Source organism: Sphingomonas sp. PL20 (assembly GCF_017875905.1).
Lineage (GTDB): Bacteria > Pseudomonadota > Alphaproteobacteria > Sphingomonadales > Sphingomonadaceae > Sphingomonas > Sphingomonas echinoides.
In genome coordinates, this window is record NZ_JAGINH010000002.1 from 4,513,696 (window position 1) to 4,530,082 (window position 16,387).

18 protein-coding genes and 1 tRNA gene are annotated in these 16,387 nt (G+C 65.8%); 11 read left to right on the plus strand and 8 right to left on the minus strand.

Going from position 1 to position 16,387, the window contains the following annotated elements; translation table 11 throughout:
• Positions 1-50: 50 nt before the first annotated feature.
• The 3 genes from H4W01_RS21410 to H4W01_RS21420 form a co-directional block, all read right to left on the minus strand.
• The gene (locus tag H4W01_RS21410) at positions 51-605 is read right to left on the minus strand and encodes a fasciclin domain-containing protein (RefSeq protein WP_209613095.1); all 555 of its coding nucleotides are present in this window, start codon (positions 603-605) and stop codon (positions 51-53) included.
• Positions 606-677: 72 nt separating this feature from the next.
• The gene (locus H4W01_RS21415) at positions 678-1,442 is read right to left on the minus strand and encodes an anti-sigma factor (RefSeq protein WP_209613096.1); all 765 of its coding nucleotides are present in this window, start codon (positions 1,440-1,442) and stop codon (positions 678-680) included.
• A complete protein-coding gene (locus H4W01_RS21420; protein WP_209613097.1) occupies positions 1,439-2,038 on the minus strand; it encodes a sigma-70 family RNA polymerase sigma factor in 600 nt (199 codons plus the stop codon). Before H4W01_RS21420 ends, H4W01_RS21415 begins: the two co-directional genes overlap by 4 nt.
• A gap of 145 nt (positions 2,039-2,183) precedes the next feature.
• Between H4W01_RS21420 and rpiB the strand changes: the two genes are divergently transcribed.
• From rpiB to H4W01_RS21440, 4 genes are read left to right on the plus strand one after another with little or no spacing between them, the layout of a single operon-like run.
• Positions 2,184-2,648 carry a ribose 5-phosphate isomerase B gene (rpiB, locus tag H4W01_RS21425; RefSeq protein ID WP_209613098.1) on the plus strand — a complete coding sequence of 155 codons (465 nt, stop codon included), beginning with the start codon at positions 2,184-2,186 and terminating at the stop codon, positions 2,646-2,648.
• A complete protein-coding gene (glyA, locus tag H4W01_RS21430) occupies positions 2,645-3,961 on the plus strand; it encodes a serine hydroxymethyltransferase (RefSeq protein WP_209613099.1) in 1,317 nt (438 codons plus the stop codon). Before rpiB ends, glyA begins: the two co-directional genes overlap by 4 nt.
• Position 3,962: 1 nt before the next feature.
• Positions 3,963-4,439, plus strand: coding sequence for a transcriptional regulator NrdR (gene nrdR / locus H4W01_RS21435; RefSeq protein WP_010406145.1), 477 nt, complete (start codon positions 3,963-3,965; stop codon positions 4,437-4,439).
• Complete coding sequence (locus H4W01_RS21440) at positions 4,436-5,173, plus strand: RNA methyltransferase (RefSeq protein ID WP_334685400.1); 738 nt, start codon at positions 4,436-4,438, stop codon at positions 5,171-5,173. The genes nrdR and H4W01_RS21440 overlap by 4 nt, the downstream gene beginning before the upstream one ends.
• Before the next feature lie 505 nt (positions 5,174-5,678).
• Here the strand turns inward: H4W01_RS21440 and H4W01_RS21445 are convergent.
• Positions 5,679-5,984, minus strand: coding sequence for a chorismate mutase (locus H4W01_RS21445; protein WP_209613100.1), 306 nt, complete (start codon positions 5,982-5,984; stop codon positions 5,679-5,681).
• Positions 5,985-6,194: 210 nt separating this feature from the next.
• On the opposite strand from H4W01_RS21445, the gene rpsD reads away from it, so the two are divergent.
• A complete protein-coding gene (gene rpsD, locus H4W01_RS21450) occupies positions 6,195-6,809 on the plus strand; it encodes a 30S ribosomal protein S4 (RefSeq protein ID WP_010406153.1) in 615 nt (204 codons plus the stop codon).
• A 138-nt stretch (positions 6,810-6,947) separates the two neighbouring features.
• Here rpsD and H4W01_RS21455 read toward each other — a convergent pair whose 3' ends face one another.
• Positions 6,948-8,918, minus strand: a complete 1,971-nt coding sequence (locus tag H4W01_RS21455; RefSeq protein ID WP_209613101.1) for an alpha/beta hydrolase family protein — start codon at positions 8,916-8,918, stop codon at positions 6,948-6,950.
• A 132-nt stretch (positions 8,919-9,050) separates the two neighbouring features.
• On the opposite strand from H4W01_RS21455, the gene H4W01_RS21460 reads away from it, so the two are divergent.
• Positions 9,051-10,700, plus strand: a complete 1,650-nt coding sequence (locus H4W01_RS21460; protein WP_435804011.1) for a M28 family metallopeptidase — start codon at positions 9,051-9,053, stop codon at positions 10,698-10,700.
• Between the two features lie 3 nt (positions 10,701-10,703).
• Complete coding sequence (locus H4W01_RS21465) at positions 10,704-11,678, plus strand: agmatine deiminase family protein (RefSeq protein ID WP_209613102.1); 975 nt, start codon at positions 10,704-10,706, stop codon at positions 11,676-11,678.
• A gap of 130 nt (positions 11,679-11,808) precedes the next feature.
• Here H4W01_RS21465 and H4W01_RS21470 read toward each other — a convergent pair whose 3' ends face one another.
• On the minus strand, positions 11,809-13,089 hold the full coding sequence (locus tag H4W01_RS21470; protein ID WP_209613103.1) for an NRAMP family divalent metal transporter: 1,281 nt from the start codon (positions 13,087-13,089) through the stop codon (positions 11,809-11,811).
• 89 nt (positions 13,090-13,178) lie between these two features.
• On the opposite strand from H4W01_RS21470, the gene aguB reads away from it, so the two are divergent.
• Both aguB and H4W01_RS21480 read left to right on the plus strand, forming a co-directional pair.
• Positions 13,179-14,030: an N-carbamoylputrescine amidase gene (gene aguB / locus H4W01_RS21475; RefSeq protein ID WP_209613104.1), complete on the plus strand. Its 852-nt coding sequence runs from the start codon at positions 13,179-13,181 to the stop codon at positions 14,028-14,030.
• A gap of 155 nt (positions 14,031-14,185) precedes the next feature.
• A complete protein-coding gene (locus tag H4W01_RS21480; protein WP_209613105.1) occupies positions 14,186-14,752 on the plus strand; it encodes a DUF4337 domain-containing protein in 567 nt (188 codons plus the stop codon).
• A 6-nt stretch (positions 14,753-14,758) separates the two neighbouring features.
• Here the strand turns inward: H4W01_RS21480 and H4W01_RS21485 are convergent, their stop codons facing one another.
• Both H4W01_RS21485 and H4W01_RS21490 read right to left on the minus strand, forming a co-directional pair.
• Positions 14,759-15,010, minus strand: a complete 252-nt coding sequence (locus H4W01_RS21485; RefSeq protein WP_209613106.1) for a hypothetical protein — start codon at positions 15,008-15,010, stop codon at positions 14,759-14,761.
• Between the two features lie 45 nt (positions 15,011-15,055).
• Complete coding sequence (locus H4W01_RS21490; protein WP_029622786.1) at positions 15,056-15,718, minus strand: uracil-DNA glycosylase; 663 nt, start codon at positions 15,716-15,718, stop codon at positions 15,056-15,058.
• Between the two features lie 23 nt (positions 15,719-15,741).
• Here H4W01_RS21490 and folK point away from each other — a divergent pair, with 23 nt between their 5' ends.
• Both folK and H4W01_RS21500 read left to right on the plus strand, forming a co-directional pair.
• Positions 15,742-16,218, plus strand: coding sequence for a 2-amino-4-hydroxy-6-hydroxymethyldihydropteridine diphosphokinase (gene folK / locus H4W01_RS21495; protein ID WP_209613107.1), 477 nt, complete (start codon positions 15,742-15,744; stop codon positions 16,216-16,218).
• Positions 16,219-16,254: 36 nt separating this feature from the next.
• Positions 16,255-16,330 (plus strand) — tRNA-Lys (locus tag H4W01_RS21500).
• Positions 16,331-16,387: the final 57 nt, after the last annotated feature.

The window sequence follows — 16,387 nt, forward strand, 5'->3', positions numbered from 1 at the left end:
TCTATTATACGCGCGAACGCAGCGCCGGGATGCGACGCTGCACAGAATTTTTACGGCAGCATCACGGTGTCGATGACATGGATCACACCGTTGGACTGCATCACATTGGCGATGGTGATCCGTCCGGTATGGCCCTTGGCGTCGGTGATGCTCCAGCCGCGCCCCGCTTTTGCGAAGGTCAGCGTTCCGCCCTGGACGGTGGTATAGGTGGCCTTGCCGCCATGCGCCTGCGCGGCGGCAGCGATGTCGGCGGCGGTCACCCGGCCGGGGACGACATGATAGGTCAGCACGGCGGTCAGCGTCGGCTTGTTTTCCGGCTTCAGCAAGGTCGCGACCGTGCCCTTGGGCAGCTTGGCGAAGGCGGCGTTGGTCGGGGCGAAGACGGTGAACGGCCCCGGACCAGACAGCGTCTCGACCAGGTCAGCGGCCTTGACGGCGGCGACCAGCGTGGTGTGGTCCTTCGAATTGACGGCATTTTCGATAATGTTCTTGGTCGGATACATGGCGGCACCGCCGACCATCGGGTTGGTCTGGGCGGAAGCGAGCGATCCTGCGCTCATCGCGACGGCGGCTGCGGCGATCGCGGTACGGAAGATGCGGGTCATAAGCGTTTCTCCTGCGGGTGCGCCCGGCATGGACGCGGCGGAGATACGGGGCAGCCCGCTCGATGGATGCACTCAGACGCGCGAAAGAACGCCTTTGGCGACGACAGGGCCGGTTGGCAGGCCAGTCGGTGACCCACCGACCGGTTCGACCGTAACGGCAAGCACCGCGCCCGCCGCAATACGCTGCCGGTTTTCGGGACGCAGCGTTAGTGCGGTCGCCCCCTGGGTACGCAAGACGCCCAGTGAATGCGGCGTGCCGTCGGCCGGGATCACCCACAATTCCGCGCTATGGTCGGCACTGGTCAGGCTCGCCTCGGTCAAGCGGATCGTCCCCGCAGTCTTGTCATAGACCGCCGTGACCGGGGTGCCTTTGCCCTCCGGCGTGATCGAGGCGACCAGCGTGGGGGCGAGCGGCGCGACTGACGGTGCGGGCTGCGGCGGCGATAGGGGCGCGAGCGGGCGCGTGACCAGCACGATGAGCAACGCCGCTGCCGCAATGCTCGACAGCGCGGCCACGCCGGGCCAGATCGCGCTCCGCGGACGCGGCTTGGCGATCAGGTTCGCAACCGGTGCTGCCGGTGCCTGATCGAGCGAGCGCTCAATGCGCGCGAGAATATCGGGGGCCGCGATCGCGGGCCATTGGTCGAACCACGGTGCCAGATGCCCGCGCCAGCGCTCGACCTCGCGCGCGAAATCGGGGTCGGCGAGGACGCGGCGGAGCGCGACGGCGCGCTCCTCGCCATCCAGCACGCCGAGCGCGAGTTCGGCCGCCGTCATGTCCGGCGCTTCGTCGAGACCATCGGGACCGACGCCTTCAGGAGGGGGCAGGTCGCTCATCCCTCAAGGCACTCCTTCAATTTGGCGAGGCCGCGCCGCACCCAGCTCTTCATCGTGCCAAGCGGGATCGACTGGCGCTCGGCCAGTTCGGCATAGGTTACGCCGTCGAAAAAGGCGGTGCGGATCGCGTCGCGCTGGCGCGCCTCGAGGCCTTGCAGGCAACCGTGCAACAGGTCGCTGGCTTCGTCCTGCAGCATCGTCTCGCTCGCCAGCGGTGCCGTGTCGATCACCGGCGGCGCATCCTCGATCGGCGTGGCGCGGCGGATCTTCTGCGCGCGCTGCCAGTCGATCGCACGGTTGCGCGCGATCGTGGCGAGCCACGTGATCGGGCTGGCGCGCAGCGGGTCATAGGCACCGGCGCGCCGCCAAATCGTCAGATACACATCGTGCAACACGTCTTCCGCTGCCTGCCTTTCGCCGCAGATACGGTAGCAGACGCCAAATAGTTTCGCCGAGGTGAGCGCATAGAGATCGCGAAAAGCGGCGCGGTCCTCCTCGCCGGTGCGCACCAGCGCGTCCACCAGCCGCGCACGCGCCACCGCCTCTGGCGAGGGCGTGCCGGATGGAGCCGGAGCGTCGAGCGGGTGATCGGTCACGGGGGCAGTGCCTAGCTTGGCGCGCGGTCCACGGCAATATCGGCGTGCGATTGCGGTGTCGGTGCGTGCGCTTGGGTGTGGCAATCGCGCGCGGGCTTGGCTAAGGGCACGCCATTCCGCTTCACCTTTTGGGAGCGCGCCCGCTTTGCGCATCGCCATCGCCTCCGATCACGCCGCCTTTGCGTTAAAGGCCACGCTTGCCGCATGGCTTGCCGCCGAGGGGCATGACGTGCTCGATCTCGGCCCGGACAGCGACGCGCGCGTCGATTATCCCGATTTCGGCTTCAAACTGGCCGAGGCCGTCGCCTCCGGTGCCGCCGAGCGCGGCGTTGCCCTGTGCGGATCGGGCATCGGTATTTCGATCGCGGTCAATCGCCATCCGGCGCTGCGCTGCGCGCTTGTCTCCGAACCGCTCTCCGCCGCCCTTGCGCGCGAGCATAACGATGCCAATGTCGTCGCGCTCGGCGCGCGGCTGACGGGTGAGGATATGGCCAAGGCCTGTATCACCGCGTTCCTGACCACCGATTTTGCCGGTGGCCGCCATCAATCACGCGTCGAAAAGCTCGGCGCACCGTCCTTTGCGCCAGTTACAAGTGGGAATCCGGCATGAGCACCAATCCAACAGAGCTTCACGACGTCCAGCCCGACGGCTTTTTCACGCGCGGCCTGGCCGAAGCGGACCCGGCGGTGTTCGGCGGAATTCGCCATGAGTTGACGCGCGAGCAGACGCAGATCGAACTCATCGCCAGCGAAAACATCGTGTCGAAAGCGGTGCTGCAGGCGCAGGGCAGCGTCTTCACCAACAAATATGCCGAAGGCTATCCGGGCAAGCGTTATTATCAGGGTTGCCACCCGTCGGACGAAGTCGAGACGCTGGCGCTCGAGCGCGCCAAGCAGTTGTTCGGCTGTTCCTATGCGAACGTTCAGCCGCATTCGGGCGCGCAGGCCAATGGCGCGGTGCTGCTGGCGCTGGTCAAGCCCGGCGAGACGATCCTGGGCATGAGTCTCGATGCCGGTGGTCACCTGACGCACGGCGCGCGCGCGGCGATGTCGGGCAAGTGGTTCAACGCCGTGCAGTACGGCGTCGATCCGGTCACGCATTTGATCGATTTCGACGAAGTGGCCAAGCTGGCGCGCGAGCATAGCCCCAAGCTGATCATCGCGGGCGGCTCGGCCTACCCACGCCAGATCGATTTCGCCAAGTTCCGCGAAATTGCCGATGAAGTCGGCGCTTATTTCATGGTCGATATGGCGCATTTCGCCGGGCTGGTCGCAGCGGGCCTCCATCCCTCGCCCTTCCCGCACGCCCACATCGCCACCACCACCACGCACAAGACGCTGCGCGGGCCGCGCGGCGGCATGATCCTCAGCGATGACGAGGCGCTGGGCAAGAAGCTCAACTCGGCGGTGTTTCCGGGCCTGCAGGGCGGCCCGCTGATGCACGTGATCGCGGCGAAGGCGGTCGCCTTCGGCGAGGCGCTGCAGCCGGGGTATAAGAGCTACATCGCCGCCGTGATCGAGAATGCCAAGGTGCTGGCGGCAACGCTCAAGGAGCGCGGCGCGGAGGTCGTTTCGGGCGGCACCGACACGCATCTCGCCTTGATCGACCTGACCCCGCTCGGTGTGACCGGCAAGGATGCCGATGAAGCGCTGGAACGCGCCGGCATCACTTGCAACAAGAACGGCATCCCCAACGATCCGCTGCCGCCGACCAAGACCAGCGGCATCCGCGTCGGCAGCCCGGCGGGCACGACGCGCGGCTTTGGCCCCGCCGAATTCCGCGAAATCGGCAATATGGTCGCCGACGTGCTCGATGGCCTGCGCAAGAATGGCGAGCAAGGCGATGCGCAGGTCGAGGCCAATGTGCGTGAGCGCGTGCTGGCTTTGTGCGCGCGCTTCCCGATCTATCCGGAAGGGGTGTGATTTGCGCTGTCCGTTCTGCGGCCATGAAGACAGCCAAGTAAAGGATTCGCGCCCGACCGAAGATGCGGGCGCAATCCGGCGACGGCGGCAATGCGAGGCCTGCGGCGCGCGTTTCACCACCTTCGAGCGCATTCAACTGCGCGAATTGACGGTGTTGAAGAGCGAGGATGCGGGCGGCGGTTTCAAACGCGAGCCGTTCGACCGTGAGAAGCTGTTGCGCTCGGTCTCGATCGCCGCGCGCAAGCGCCCGATCGAGGCGGCGCAGCTCGAAAAGCTGGTCTCGGGCATTCAGCGCCAGCTCGAGACGCTGGGCGAAAATGAAGTGCGCTCGGGCAAGATCGGGGAAATGGTGATGGAGGGGCTGAAGGGCCTCGATTCGGTCGCCTATATTCGCTTTGCCAGCGTTTATAAGGACTTCCGCGAAGCGCGCGATTTCGAGGAATTTGCCGGTACGGTGAGCGAGGTCGGCAAGGGGTGAGCACGCCTGCGATCATTCCACCGCCCGTGCTCGTTCTCGTCCGCCCACAGCTTGGTGAAAATATCGGCAAGGCCGCGCGCGCCATGCTCAATTTCGGGCTGGTCGAGATGCGGCTGGTGTCCCCGCGCGACGGCTGGCCCAACCCCAGCGCAGGCCCCGCCGCGAGCGGTGCCGATGTCGTGCTGGAAGAGGCGCAGGTGTTCGAAACCGTGTCCGAGGCCGTGTCCGATTGCAGCCATGTCTATGCGACCACGGTGCGCAAACGCGGCGTGACCAAGCCGGTGGTAACGCCCGAGGGGGCGGCGCGCGCGATCCATGCCGGTCCGGGCCGATCGGCGATTTTGTTCGGGCCGGAGCGTTCCGGCCTGGAAACCGACGATATCGCGCTGGCGCGGACCATCATCACCGTGCCGATCAACCCGGAATTCGGATCGCTCAATCTGGCGCAAGCGGTGATCCTCATCGCCTATGAATGGTCGAAGGCCGAACGCCTGGCGAGCCCGCCGCACGTCGATCTGCCGCCGCCGGCATTGCAGGAAGAGCTGGACGGGATGATCGCACAGCTCGACGCGATGCTCGCCGAGACCGATTTCTTCTTCCCGCCCGAACGCACGCCGGTGACGCGGCGCACCTTGCGCACCCTGCTGACCAAGCCCGGCTGGTCGGCGCAGGAAGTGCGCACCGTGCGCGGCGTGCTCAGCGCACTGGCAGGGAAACAGCCGCGGGGAAGGTAAGCGCGCGGCACAGATTATTCTGCTTTGACGGCATCTTGCGGGCTGGTTACACCGGCGCATCGCTCACGTCGGAGATCTTCATGCTGGTCCGTTCTGCCTCGATGATGGCTGCCATCGCGCTTGTTGCGTCCCCGGTGCTTGCCCAAACCTCCGCTGAGGGAACGTCGTCGACTCCTACGCCGACGGCAAAGCCCGGCAAGCCGCCCAAGCCGCGCAAAATTTGCCGTTCGGAGGCAACGACCCCGTCGCGGATACGGTCCAGCGTCTGCAAAACGGCAGAGGAATGGGCGCGCGAAGAGGGCGGCGGCGATCATATAGCTGGCGTTTTCGGCCGTTAAATCTCGGCAGCGGACGGCGGTCGGCATCCCGATCGCCGGTTCGCTGAACGTGCTCGGCGTTGCGAGGCCTCGATAGCGGTGCCTACCCGCGACATCGCGCAGGAGGCTCGCCACCGCCATGATTATGGATCGAGGAATCTCGATCTATATCATGGCGGCGTGGCCCGTCAGCGCCGATCGAACGCCACGAGTTCATAGGCGATTGACGCCTCGACCAAGCGTTCCCACAGATCGGCGATGACGCTCTCGGGAATCCCTGCGGCGCGCGCCTCGGCGCACGCATTCGCAATGACTTGCGCCTTGCGCCCCTCGTCACGCACTGCGCCGCGTTCGGGTTTGATCCGCGCCGCTGCGTCCATATAGGCAAAGCGCTGGGCGAGCAGCGCGATCAGCGCGCGGTCGACATGGTCGACGCCGGCGCGGACCTCCGCCATATTGGTGCAATCGGGGCCGGGGAGGATCGCGTTCGTCATGCGCTCCCCCTTGGCGAGCCGCGGCGCGCCTGTCCAGCTTGACTCATGCGACCGGTGCCGCTAACCGCCCGCCTTCGCATTTGGCCCCACACCCCGGTGAAGTGGTGGCCCTGCCCGCATCCCTTACAGGTTCGGATAGAGCGATACCGGGTATCGATCGCAGGCGCAGGCAGGCGGTCTTGTCACGAAGCATTTGCCAAGGAATATCTCATGTCGAAGCGTTCATCCGCAAAGTACAAGCTCGATCGCCGCATGGGCGAGAACATTTGGGGTCGCCCCAAATCGCCCGTCAACAAGCGTGAATACGGCCCCGGCCAGCACGGCCAGCGCCGCAAGGGCAAGGTCAGCGACTTCGGCATCCAGCTGCGCGCCAAGCAGAAGCTCAAGGGCTATTATGGCGACGTGACCGAGAAGCAGTTCCGCGCGTGCTACACCGAAGCCGCACGCATGAAGGGCGATACCGGCCAGAATCTGATCGGCCTGCTCGAGCAGCGTCTCGACATGATCGTCTATCGCGCCAAGTTCGCGCCGACCGTGTGGGCTGCGCGTCAGCTCGTTTCGCACGGCCATGTCCGCGTCAACGGTGTGAAGTGCAACATCGCATCGCGTCGCTGCTTCGTCGGTGACGAGATCACGCTCGGCACCAAGGCCAAGGAAATGGCGCTGGTGCTCGAAGCGCAGCAGCTCGCCGAGCGCGAAATTCCCGATTATGTCGCTCCGGACGGCGCGGCCAAGGTCACCTTCACGCGCGTTCCGACGCTCGACGAAGTGCCCTATCCGGTGAAGATGGAACCGAACCTGGTCGTCGAATTCTACAGCCGCTGAGGCGAGGCTCCAGCGAAGCTGGAGCCAGCCACGGTCAGAGGCTCGGTCGGCGGTGCCAAAGCACCGTCCGACGACGTGGCTTTGCCACGGCGCGATCCGAAACAAGAAGGGCGGCCCCGCGGGGCCGCCCTTCTTCGTTTATTTGATCCCCATTTTCTCGCGCAGGAAGGCGTCGCTGCGGTCGAGCATAGCGATGCGCGCCTCGCTGTCGTCGAGCTGGTGCGCAAGGCCCTTGAACTCGATCAGCTCGACCGATTTGCCCGCGCCGCGCAAGCGCGCGGCCATCAGGCGCGATTCGCCGATGCCGACATTCTGGTCCATGTCGCCGTGGAACAGCAGCACCGGCGCGGCGATCCGCCCGGCATTCTGCGCGGGCGAGCCCTCTGCGACGTGCGGCCCTTTGCCGATGAAGGTATCGACCAGCTTGAAGTCCATGTAATTGTCATGCTCGTGCCGCAGCGTGTCGAGATCGGTGACGGGCGCGATCGCGACGATCGCCTTGAACAGATTGGGATCGAGCACGGCCGATTGCAGCGCGGCGTAACCGCCATAGGACCAGCCGACGATCGCCAGCGTGTTGGGTGCGGCAATGCCCTGCTTCACCAGCCAGCGGCCGCCGTCATTGACGTCGCCAATCGCGGTGCGCCACGATTTGAAGCCGTTTTCGCGGAACCAGCTTTCGCCATAGCCGGTCGAGCCGCGATAATTGGGCTGGAGCACGGCATAGCCGCGTGCGGCGAAGAACTGAACGAGCCAGTCGAACCCCCATTCGTCCCGGTCGCCGGGGCCGCCATGCGGCATCACGATCGCCGGGAGATTCGTGCCGTTCTTGCCCACTGGCAAAGTGAGATAGGCGGGGATCGGGGTGCCGTCTGCGGCGGGGAAGGTTACCGCCTTGACTGGCGCGAGCGTTACCCCGTCGAGTTGCGGGCGGACGTGCAGCAATCCGCCAAGCTGGTGGGTCTTCTTGTCGAACAGCATATATTCGCCGGGGTCGACATCGCTGCCGGCCCACAGCAGCAGCATGGATTCGTCGGCGCTGGCATCGACGAACTGGATCAGCGGGCGCTGGGGGATCGCTTTGGCCAGGCTGGTGCCGAGCTTCTTGAGTTCGGGATCAAAGAATTCGGTCTTGCGGCGATCGGTGACGTAGCTGACGCCGACGACGCGGTGCTGCCGCCCGATGCGGACGAGGCCACCTAGGTCGACATCGGGCCTGGCATAGACCAGATCGCGCTTGAGCGTGCCGTCGAGCGCGATCTTGAACAGTGCGCGGCGGCCGTCCTGCACGTCAAAGCCATAGGCAATGTTGAGCGTGGGATCGACCGCATAAGGATCAAATCCGCTGACGGTCTGCGCATCCCCGGTGACGGTGCCGAGCGGAGACCAGCCGGTCGAATCGGCCTTGCGGTAGAGATAGTCGATATGAGTCGCGCTATAGCCCGCGCTGGTGGGGCGCAGGCCGATGATGCGGACCTTGCCGCGCCCGTCGGAGATATATTCGCGCGCGGTCGGGCGTGGTGGTTCGATCGTCTGACGGCGCAGCGTGACCGGATCGACGCGCTCTACGCCAAGCCCTTCGGCCGAGACCGCCAGATTGGTGCCGGTCGTCACGGAGGGCACGAACTGGCGTGTCATCAGCACAGCATTCCCGCTAGCGTCACCTTGCCAGTCGATGATGCGGCCGCCATCCTGCATGATGCCAAGCGCGTCGTAGGACGGCGCGGCGCTCAGCGTCTTCAAATCCTTGCCGTCCACCCCGACAGTGACGAGCCTGTCGAAACCGACGATGTCGCGCACGCGACCTGCGGTGAAGCTGAGTCCGCAGATCAGGCGATCGTTGCTGCTCCATTCGCAATAATCGATTTGCTCCTTCTCGCCGGCCGAAGCGAACAACGGAAGCGGGGGCTCCGCACTGTCGATCGTGTACACCATGGCGCGCGTGCCGCGCTTGGCATCGGCGAGGAGCACGACGAAACGCTTGCCGTCTGGGGACAGGCTGATCTGCTCGATCGCCGCGCGCGCACCGAAGCGGGTGGCAGCATCGCTGGCAGCGTCGACCGGCGCGGCGGTGGCGAGCAGGGTCGCCAGCACAAGATTGCGTGTCATCATGTCCAAAATTCTCCCCTTAAGTACGCACGATAAGGAGATCACGCGCGCCTGCAAGACCCAGCGCACCGGTTGCGCGCACCGCGTGACGATGCCAGTACAGGCCACGCCGAAGCTGGGGAGTGCGCGCCGATGACCGTGTTCAGAATGATCACCTTGGGCATTCTGGTCGCCGCAGCACCGACCCATGCCGAGCCGGCACGGTCACTCGCGCCGATCAGCGTCGAGACGCTGAAGGACGTCACCAAGACGCTCTCCTCCGATGCGTTCGAGGGGCGCAAGCCGACCACGGCGGGGGAGACCAAGGCGACCGACTATATTGTCGAGCGCTTCAAGGCGGCGGGGCTCAAGCCCGGCAACAATGGCGGGTGGTTTCAGGATGTCCCGCTGGTCGAACTGACCGCGAAGAATGTGACACCGCTAAGCTTCTCCGGCGGCAAGGCCCCGGTCAGCCTCGCCTATCGCAGCGATGTTGTGATCGCCAGCTATCGCGTGACGCCCCGCATCGAGATCAAGGACAGCCCGGTGGTGTTCGTCGGCTACGGCATCACCGCGCCCGAGCGCGGCTGGGATGATTATGCGGGCGTCGATGTGAAGGGCAAGACCGTCCTGATCCTGGTCAACGATCCCGACTGGCAGACGCCAACCAACCAGGGCCTCTTCGAGGGGCGCGCGATGACCTATTATGGCCGCTGGCCCTACAAGTTCGAGGAAGCCGCGCGCCACGGGGCTACTGCTGCGATCATCGTGCACGAGACGGCACCTGCGGCTTATGGCTGGGGTGTGGTGCAATCGAGCTGGACCGGGCCGCAATTGGAACTGGACGAAGCGGGCGACCACGCCGACCAGAGCCAGGCGATCGGCTGGATGCAATTGGCCAAGGCGCGCGAGCTGTTCGCGAGCGCGGGCCAGGATTTCGATGCGCTGAACGCGGCGGCCAAGGTCAAGGGCTTCAAGGCGGTTCCGCTGGGCGTCACCGCCTCGGTGTCGTTCGACAACGCGATTAAGCGGCAGGCATCGAAGAATGTGATCGGCATCTTGGCCGGTACGACGGCACCCAACGACTATGTCTATTACACCGCGCATTGGGACCATCTCGGACACTGCGACGCGGTCAATGGCGATGACATCTGCAATGGCGCGCTCGACAATGCGAGCGGGGTCGCCGGGCTGGTGGCACTCGCCGAGGCCAATGTGAAGGCAGGCCCGGCACGGCGCTCGCTCGTATTCCTGTCGGTGACCTGCGAGGAATGCGGGCTGCTCGGCTCGCGTTATTATGCGCAGCACCCGATCTACCCGATCGCGCAGACCGTGGGCGGGGTGAACATGGACGGGCTCAACACCGTTGGCCGCGCGAAGGATTTCGTGGTGACGGGGGCTGGCAAGTCGGAGCTCGAGGACCGCATGAAGTTGCTGGTCGAGGCGCAGGGCCGTGTGGTGAAGCCCGAACCCAACCCGGAGCGCGGCAGCTATTTCCGTTCCGACCATTTCAGCTTCGCCAAGCTCGGCGTGCCGATGTTCTATGGCAAATCGGGCGAGGATCTGCGCGTTGGCGGAGAGGCGGCAGGCCATGCCGCGACGCTCGATTATATCGAGCATCGCTATCACAAGCCGCAGGACGAATATAATCCGGCATGGGACTGGTCGGGCGCGGTCGAGGACGTCCAGCTTTATTATGGGCTGGGGCGTGCGCTGGCGGATGGTTCGGATTGGCCGAACTGGTACAACGCCGCCGAATTCCGCGCGATTCGTGACAAGAGCCGCGCCACCGCAGGAAAGTAAAGCATGACCCGTCCCTTGCCGCCCGCCGAATGGGCCCCGCACAAAGCCGTCTGGATCGGCTTCCCGAGCCATCCCGAATTGTGGGAAGCTGACCTTGAGCCCGCGCAGGAAGAGGTGGCGGCGTTCGCGCGCGCGGTCCATGCCGGGGGACGCGGCGAGCGCGTGCTGCTGGTTGTCGCCAATGATGCGGCGGCGGTGGCGGCCGAGCGGCTGGCGGGCGATGTGGCGACGATCGTGGTCGAGCCGTTCGGCGACATCTGGCTGCGCGACACCGGCCCGATTGTGCTGTCCGACGGCAGCGCGCGGGATTTCGGCTTTAACGGCTGGGGCGGCAAATATGATCTGCCGGGCGACGACGATATCGGGCGGCGGCTGGCGGCGCGCAAGAAACTGCCGGTCGAAAGCTGCGACTGGGTGCTGGAAGGCGGCGCGATCGATGGCGATGGCACCGGGCTGGTGGTGACGACCGAGCAGTGCCTGCTCAACCCCAATCGCAACCCGTCCTTGACCAAGAGCGAGATCGAGCAGCGCCTGCGCGACGATCTCGGCTTGGTCGACGTGCTGTGGCTGGGCGACGGGTTGATGCACGATCATACCGACGGGCATGTCGATAACCTCGCGCGCTTCGTCGCACCGGGCGTGCTGGTGATCCCGGAAGCGGCCGAGAATGATCCCAATTGGCTGGTCTATCAACGTGCCGCACAGGCCGCCGCGGCCAAGGACGGCATCGAACTGGTGCGGATCCCGTCGCCCGGCCGGGTGCTGCGCGACGATGAGATCGTGCCCGCCAGCTATATGAACTTCTATATCGGCAATGCCGCCGTGGTGGTGCCGCTGTACGGTGCGCCCAGCGACGATGCGGCGGTGGCGGCGGTGCAGGCGCTGTTCCCGGATCGCACGGCAGTGGGCCTGCGCGCCGATGCGATCCTGACCGGGGGCGGGAGCTTCCACTGCATTTCGCAGCAAGTGCCGGCGTAAGCGCGTCTCCGTTCGCCCTGAGCCTGTCGAAGGGCACCTCTCCCCGCGCGAACGCTGCGCCTGCGGAGAGCAGGGCTTCGACAGGCTCAGCCCGAACGGGAGGGAGCAGGGGTGAACCTCCCGTTTGCCCCTATTGCAGCACGAAAAACGCGAGCGACGCCACCGCCATCACGGCGGTGGCGAGCCAGCCGATGACGATCATCGGCCAGGGCAGCGTCAGGCGGCCCATGATGCGGCGGTTGGTGGCGATCAGCATCATCACCGCCATCAGCGGTGCAGCCAGCACGCCGTTGACCACCGCGCTCCAATAAAGCGCCTTGATCGGGTCGATCGCGGTGAAGTTGAGCGCGACCCCGCCCAAAGTGGCAGCGGCAATGGTCGCGTAAAAGGCACCGGCCTCGCGCGGTTTGCGGCGCAGGCCCGTGGTCCAGCCGAACATTTCCGACACGCCATACGCCGCCGACCCCGCCAGCACCGGCACCGCGAGCATGCCCGTCGCGATGATCCCGGCGGCGAACAGCGCGAAGGTGAACACGCCTGCGATCGGACGCAGCGCTTCGGCTGCCTGGGACGAGGTCTTGATGTCGGTCACGCCGTGGGCGTGGAGCGTGGCGGCGGTAGCGAAGATAATGAAGATCGCGATCAGGTTGGAAAAGCCCATGCCGATGATCGTGTCCTTGCGGATGCGCGCGAGCTCGGGGCCGGCCGCGCGCGGGGTGATGCACAGCGGCTTGGCCCCCCGGCGGTGCATTTCCTCCACTTCCTGCCCGCTTTGCCAGAAGAACAGATAGGGCGAGATGGTGGTGCCGAGGATCGCCACCAGCGCCATCGCATGGTCGGCATCCCAGGTCATTTTGGGCAGGACCGTGCTGCTCAGCGCGACCGACCATGGCACCTGTGCCGCAAACACCACCGCGACATAGGCGAACAGCGACAGTGTCGCCCATTTCAAAATCGCGGCATAGCGCGGGTAACTGAGAAAGGTTTCGAGCGCGATGCAGATGATGCCGAAGGCGATCGTATAAAGCTGCTCCGGCCCACCGAGCAGCAGCCGCAACGCTGCGCCCATCGCGCCCAGATCGGCCCCGAGGTTGATGATATTGGCGATGACCAGCAGCAGCACGACCGCGCGCAGCACATGCCGGGAATAATGCCGTCGCAGATTCTGCGCGATGCCGACGCCGGTGACGAGGCCGATGCGCGCCGCGATCTCCTGCGTCACCGCCATCAGCGGGTAACTGAACAGCATCGTCCAGGCGAGGCCATAGCCGAATTGCGCGCCGACCTGACTGTAGGTGGCGATGCCGCTGGGATCATCATCGGCGGCCCCCGTGACCAGGCCGGGGCCGAGGGCTGCCAGGATGCTCGCGGGGGGCGTATCGTCGGGGCGACCGTGGGGCGGGTTTGGCATGGCCGAGGGCTAACAGGTCGCGGGCATGGAAGCGAGGATGTGCGTTTGAAGAGTGGCAGCGCGGTGCACGCTCGCCTATATGGCGCGGCATGACCGAAATCACCGTCGCCGCGCTGCAACTCGCCTTCACGTCCGATCTGGACGCCAACATCGCCCATGTCTCCGAACTCGTGCGCGAGGCGGCGGGCAAGGGCGCGCAGGTGATCCTGCCGCCCGAACTGTTCGAGGGCGAATATTTCTGCCGGGTCGAGGATGAAGGGCTGTTCGCGACCGCCAAGCCGGTGGGCGAGCATAAGGCGGTGCTGGCGATGCAGAACCTTGCGCGCGAGCTTGGTGTGACGATCCCGACCAGCTTCTTCGAGGCCGATGGCCCGCACCATTACAATTCGCTGGCGATGATCGGGCCCGATGGCGCGGTGCAGGGCGTGTATCGCAAGAGCCATATTCCCGATGGGCCGGGCTATGAGGAGAAATTCTATTTCCGGCCGGGCAATACCGGCTTCAAGGTGTGGCCGGGGCCAGATGCCACGACGCTCGGCGTCGGCATTTGCTGGGACCAATGGTATCCCGAAACCGCGCGCGCGCTGATGCTGATGGGGTCGCACGTGCTGTTCTTCCCGACCGCGATCGGCAGCGAGCCGCATGACACCTCACTCGACACCGCGCGGCTGTGGCGCCGCGCGATGGTGGGGCATGCGGTGTCCAACGTCGTGCCCGTGGTTGCCGCCAACCGCGTCGGCGTGGAGCATGGCCAGACCTTCTACGGCACCAGCTTCATCACTGACGAGCGCGGCGACATCCTGGCCGAACTGGGCCGCGAGGAGACCGGCGTGATCGTGGCGACGCTCGACCTCGACCGCATCAAGCGCCACCGCGCCGCCTTCGGCTTCTTCCGCGACCGGCGGCCCGAGCTGTATGGGCGGTTGGTGCAGGATATCTGAGGGAGCCGCACGCCCGTTATCGCGCGGTGCCGCGCCCCCGCTTCCGTTCGTTTCGAGCCTAGTCGAGAAACAGGCGGCGAGCGCTGTGCTAGGTTTTTCGACTACGCTCGAAACGAACGGCTTGCTACACAGGCTTTTGCGTCAGGACCTGCCTCATGGAAATCGAAGTCAGCGCCGAAGCCAAGGACAAGCGGCTCAACCGCTGGGTGGCGATGACCGTCGTCATCCTGTCTGTGTTCATGGGGCTGGGCAACATCAAGGACGGCAACATCGTCCAGAACATGGCGCAGGCCAAAGCCGATTCGGTCGATCATTGGGCGCAGTATCAAGCGACCAAGACCAAGATCCACATCAACGAAACCGCGCGCGCCGAGTTGGTGGTGCTCTCCACCACCCCCGCCGCGCGGGCGGCAGCGGCCAGCGCGATCGCCGGGCTTGACCGCGACATCGCCAAATATCGCGCCGAAGTGCCGGTGCTGGCCAGGCAGGCGCAGGGCTTTTCCGATTGTTACGACGCGCTCAACGTCCATGACGACCAGTTTGACGCGAGCGAGGCGCTGATCGCCACCGCCATTTCCATGGCGGCGGTGGCGGCGCTGGCCGAGAGTTTCTGGTTGCTGGTGGCCGGTTGGGTGTTCGGCAGCTTCGGCCTGTTCATGGGGGTGTGCGGCTTTGCCGGCTGGGCGTTCCACCCCGATGTGCTGAGCAATTTCCTCGGCTGAAAGGTTTCAGTGGCGCGGCGTCCCCACTTCGGCGCGCACGACCAACGGTTTCTGGCAGCCATCGACCGTGCGCAGCACTGCCGCGATTTGCTGCGCGGGCGGTTCCTGCCCGAGCGGGCGAATGCTGGCGGTGGGCATGGGGCCACCAGCCACGATGGCACCGTAATGTTGACACATCGGCTTGATCGCGGCCGTTTTGGCGTCTGGCGCAGCCGCGATCATCATGGGTGCCAACACCATCAAAGGGACAATCCGCATTGGAAGCCTCCGTTCAGAAGGCGGTATTCTAACCCCAAAACGCCGTTACTGCGAGTCCCGCAGTTCCAGCGCCCGCGCGAACACCGCTTCGAACATCTCGGTCGTCAGCCGCCCGGTATTCTGATTGTAGCTGGAACAGTGATAGCTATCGATCAGGATACGGCCATCGGGCATGCGGTGTTCGGCGAGGTGGCCGAAGCGGCATTTGGGCAGCTTGCCGCCGAGCATCTTGACCGCTGACTGGTGCGCGGTCTGGCCCAGTGCGACGAAGATGCGCGCGTGCGGGAGGGCCGCCGCCTGCCCCTCCAGGAAGGGGCGGCAGGTGCGGATTTCCTCGGGCGTCGGCTTGTTCTCGGGCGGCAGGCATTTGACCGCGTCGAGGATCATCGCGCCGTCGAGTGCCAGCGTATCGTCGGGCTTGCCTTCATACTCGCCGCTGGCGAGGCCGAATTTGGCGAGCGTGCCGAACAGCAAGGGGGCGGAGCGATCGCCGGTGAACGGGCGACCGGTGCGATTCGCGCCATATTGCGCGGGTGCGAGGCCGATGATGCCGAGCCAGGCGGCGGGATCGCCAAAGGCGGTGACGGGGCCGTTCCACCAATCGGGATGCTCGGCCTGCAGGCTTTCGCGCAGGGCGACGAGGCGCGGGCAGCGCGGGCAATCGCGCGGGGGTTCGGTTTGTGGGATGGGGCTGGGTGCGAAGTTCATCAAGGTGCGATAGGCGTGTTTCGGTGCAAAGCTCAACCTATGCCATCGCGCTCGGCTCCAACCGGCGTGGCCGCCATGGCGGCCCGGTCGCCGAAGTGCGCGCCGCGATCGCCGCTTTGGGCGGCGTGGTCGCGGTCTCGCCGATCATCGCCAGCGCGCCGCTCGGACCCTCGATCCGGCGCTTTGCCAATGCCGCGGTGCTGCTGGAGAGCCCGCTCGCGCCGCCCGCGATGCTCGCGCGGCTGAAGGCGATCGAGCGCGCGTTCGGGCGGCGGCGGGGCGCGCGCTGGGGCGCGCGGGTGATCGACCTCGACATCGTGCTGTGGTCGGGCGGTTCGTGGGGAACGGCAGCGCTCACCGTGCCGCATATCGCCTTTCGCGACCGCGGCTTCGTCCTCGATCCGCTCCGCACGATTGCCCCCGATTGGCGCGATCCGGTGACGGGTCTGAGCATCCGCCAGTTGCATGCGCGGTTGCACAAGCGTGCACCCCTGGGTTGACCGCGCCCGAACGCGCTCCTAACGCAAGCGCCGAGTGGGCCCGTAGCTCAGTTGGTAGAGCAACGGACTTTTAATCTGTAGGTCTCGGGTTCGAGTCCCGACGGGCCCACCATTCCCAACGATCGGTCGCCGTTCCTCGCACCGCTGCCCGCGCTGCCGACGGTAAAGC

What these genes read in the sequence shown, in the direction of transcription:
- glyA (WP_209613099.1), top strand. Translation starts at nt 2,645, where the DNA reads ATGAGCACCAATCCAACAGAGCTTCACGACGTCCAGCCCGACGGCTTT.
- H4W01_RS21410 (WP_209613095.1), bottom strand. Translation starts at nt 605, where the DNA reads ATGACCCGCATCTTCCGTACCGCGATCGCCGCAGCCGCCGTCGCGATG.
- H4W01_RS21470 (WP_209613103.1), bottom strand. Translation starts at nt 13,089, where the DNA reads ATGCCAAACCCGCCCCACGGTCGCCCCGACGATACGCCCCCCGCGAGC.
- H4W01_RS21460 (WP_435804011.1), top strand. Translation starts at nt 9,051, where the DNA reads ATGACCGTGTTCAGAATGATCACCTTGGGCATTCTGGTCGCCGCAGCA.
- aguB (WP_209613104.1), top strand. Translation starts at nt 13,179, where the DNA reads ATGACCGAAATCACCGTCGCCGCGCTGCAACTCGCCTTCACGTCCGAT.
- H4W01_RS21490 (WP_029622786.1), bottom strand. Translation starts at nt 15,718, where the DNA reads ATGAACTTCGCACCCAGCCCCATCCCACAAACCGAACCCCCGCGCGAT.
- H4W01_RS21465 (WP_209613102.1), top strand. Translation starts at nt 10,704, where the DNA reads ATGACCCGTCCCTTGCCGCCCGCCGAATGGGCCCCGCACAAAGCCGTC.
- rpsD (WP_010406153.1), top strand. Translation starts at nt 6,195, where the DNA reads ATGTCGAAGCGTTCATCCGCAAAGTACAAGCTCGATCGCCGCATGGGC.
- H4W01_RS21485 (WP_209613106.1), bottom strand. Translation starts at nt 15,010, where the DNA reads ATGCGGATTGTCCCTTTGATGGTGTTGGCACCCATGATGATCGCGGCT.
- H4W01_RS21415 (WP_209613096.1), bottom strand. Translation starts at nt 1,442, where the DNA reads ATGAGCGACCTGCCCCCTCCTGAAGGCGTCGGTCCCGATGGTCTCGAC.
- H4W01_RS21455 (WP_209613101.1), bottom strand. Translation starts at nt 8,918, where the DNA reads ATGACACGCAATCTTGTGCTGGCGACCCTGCTCGCCACCGCCGCGCCG.
- H4W01_RS21480 (WP_209613105.1), top strand. Translation starts at nt 14,186, where the DNA reads ATGGAAATCGAAGTCAGCGCCGAAGCCAAGGACAAGCGGCTCAACCGC.
- H4W01_RS21445 (WP_209613100.1), bottom strand. Translation starts at nt 5,984, where the DNA reads ATGACGAACGCGATCCTCCCCGGCCCCGATTGCACCAATATGGCGGAG.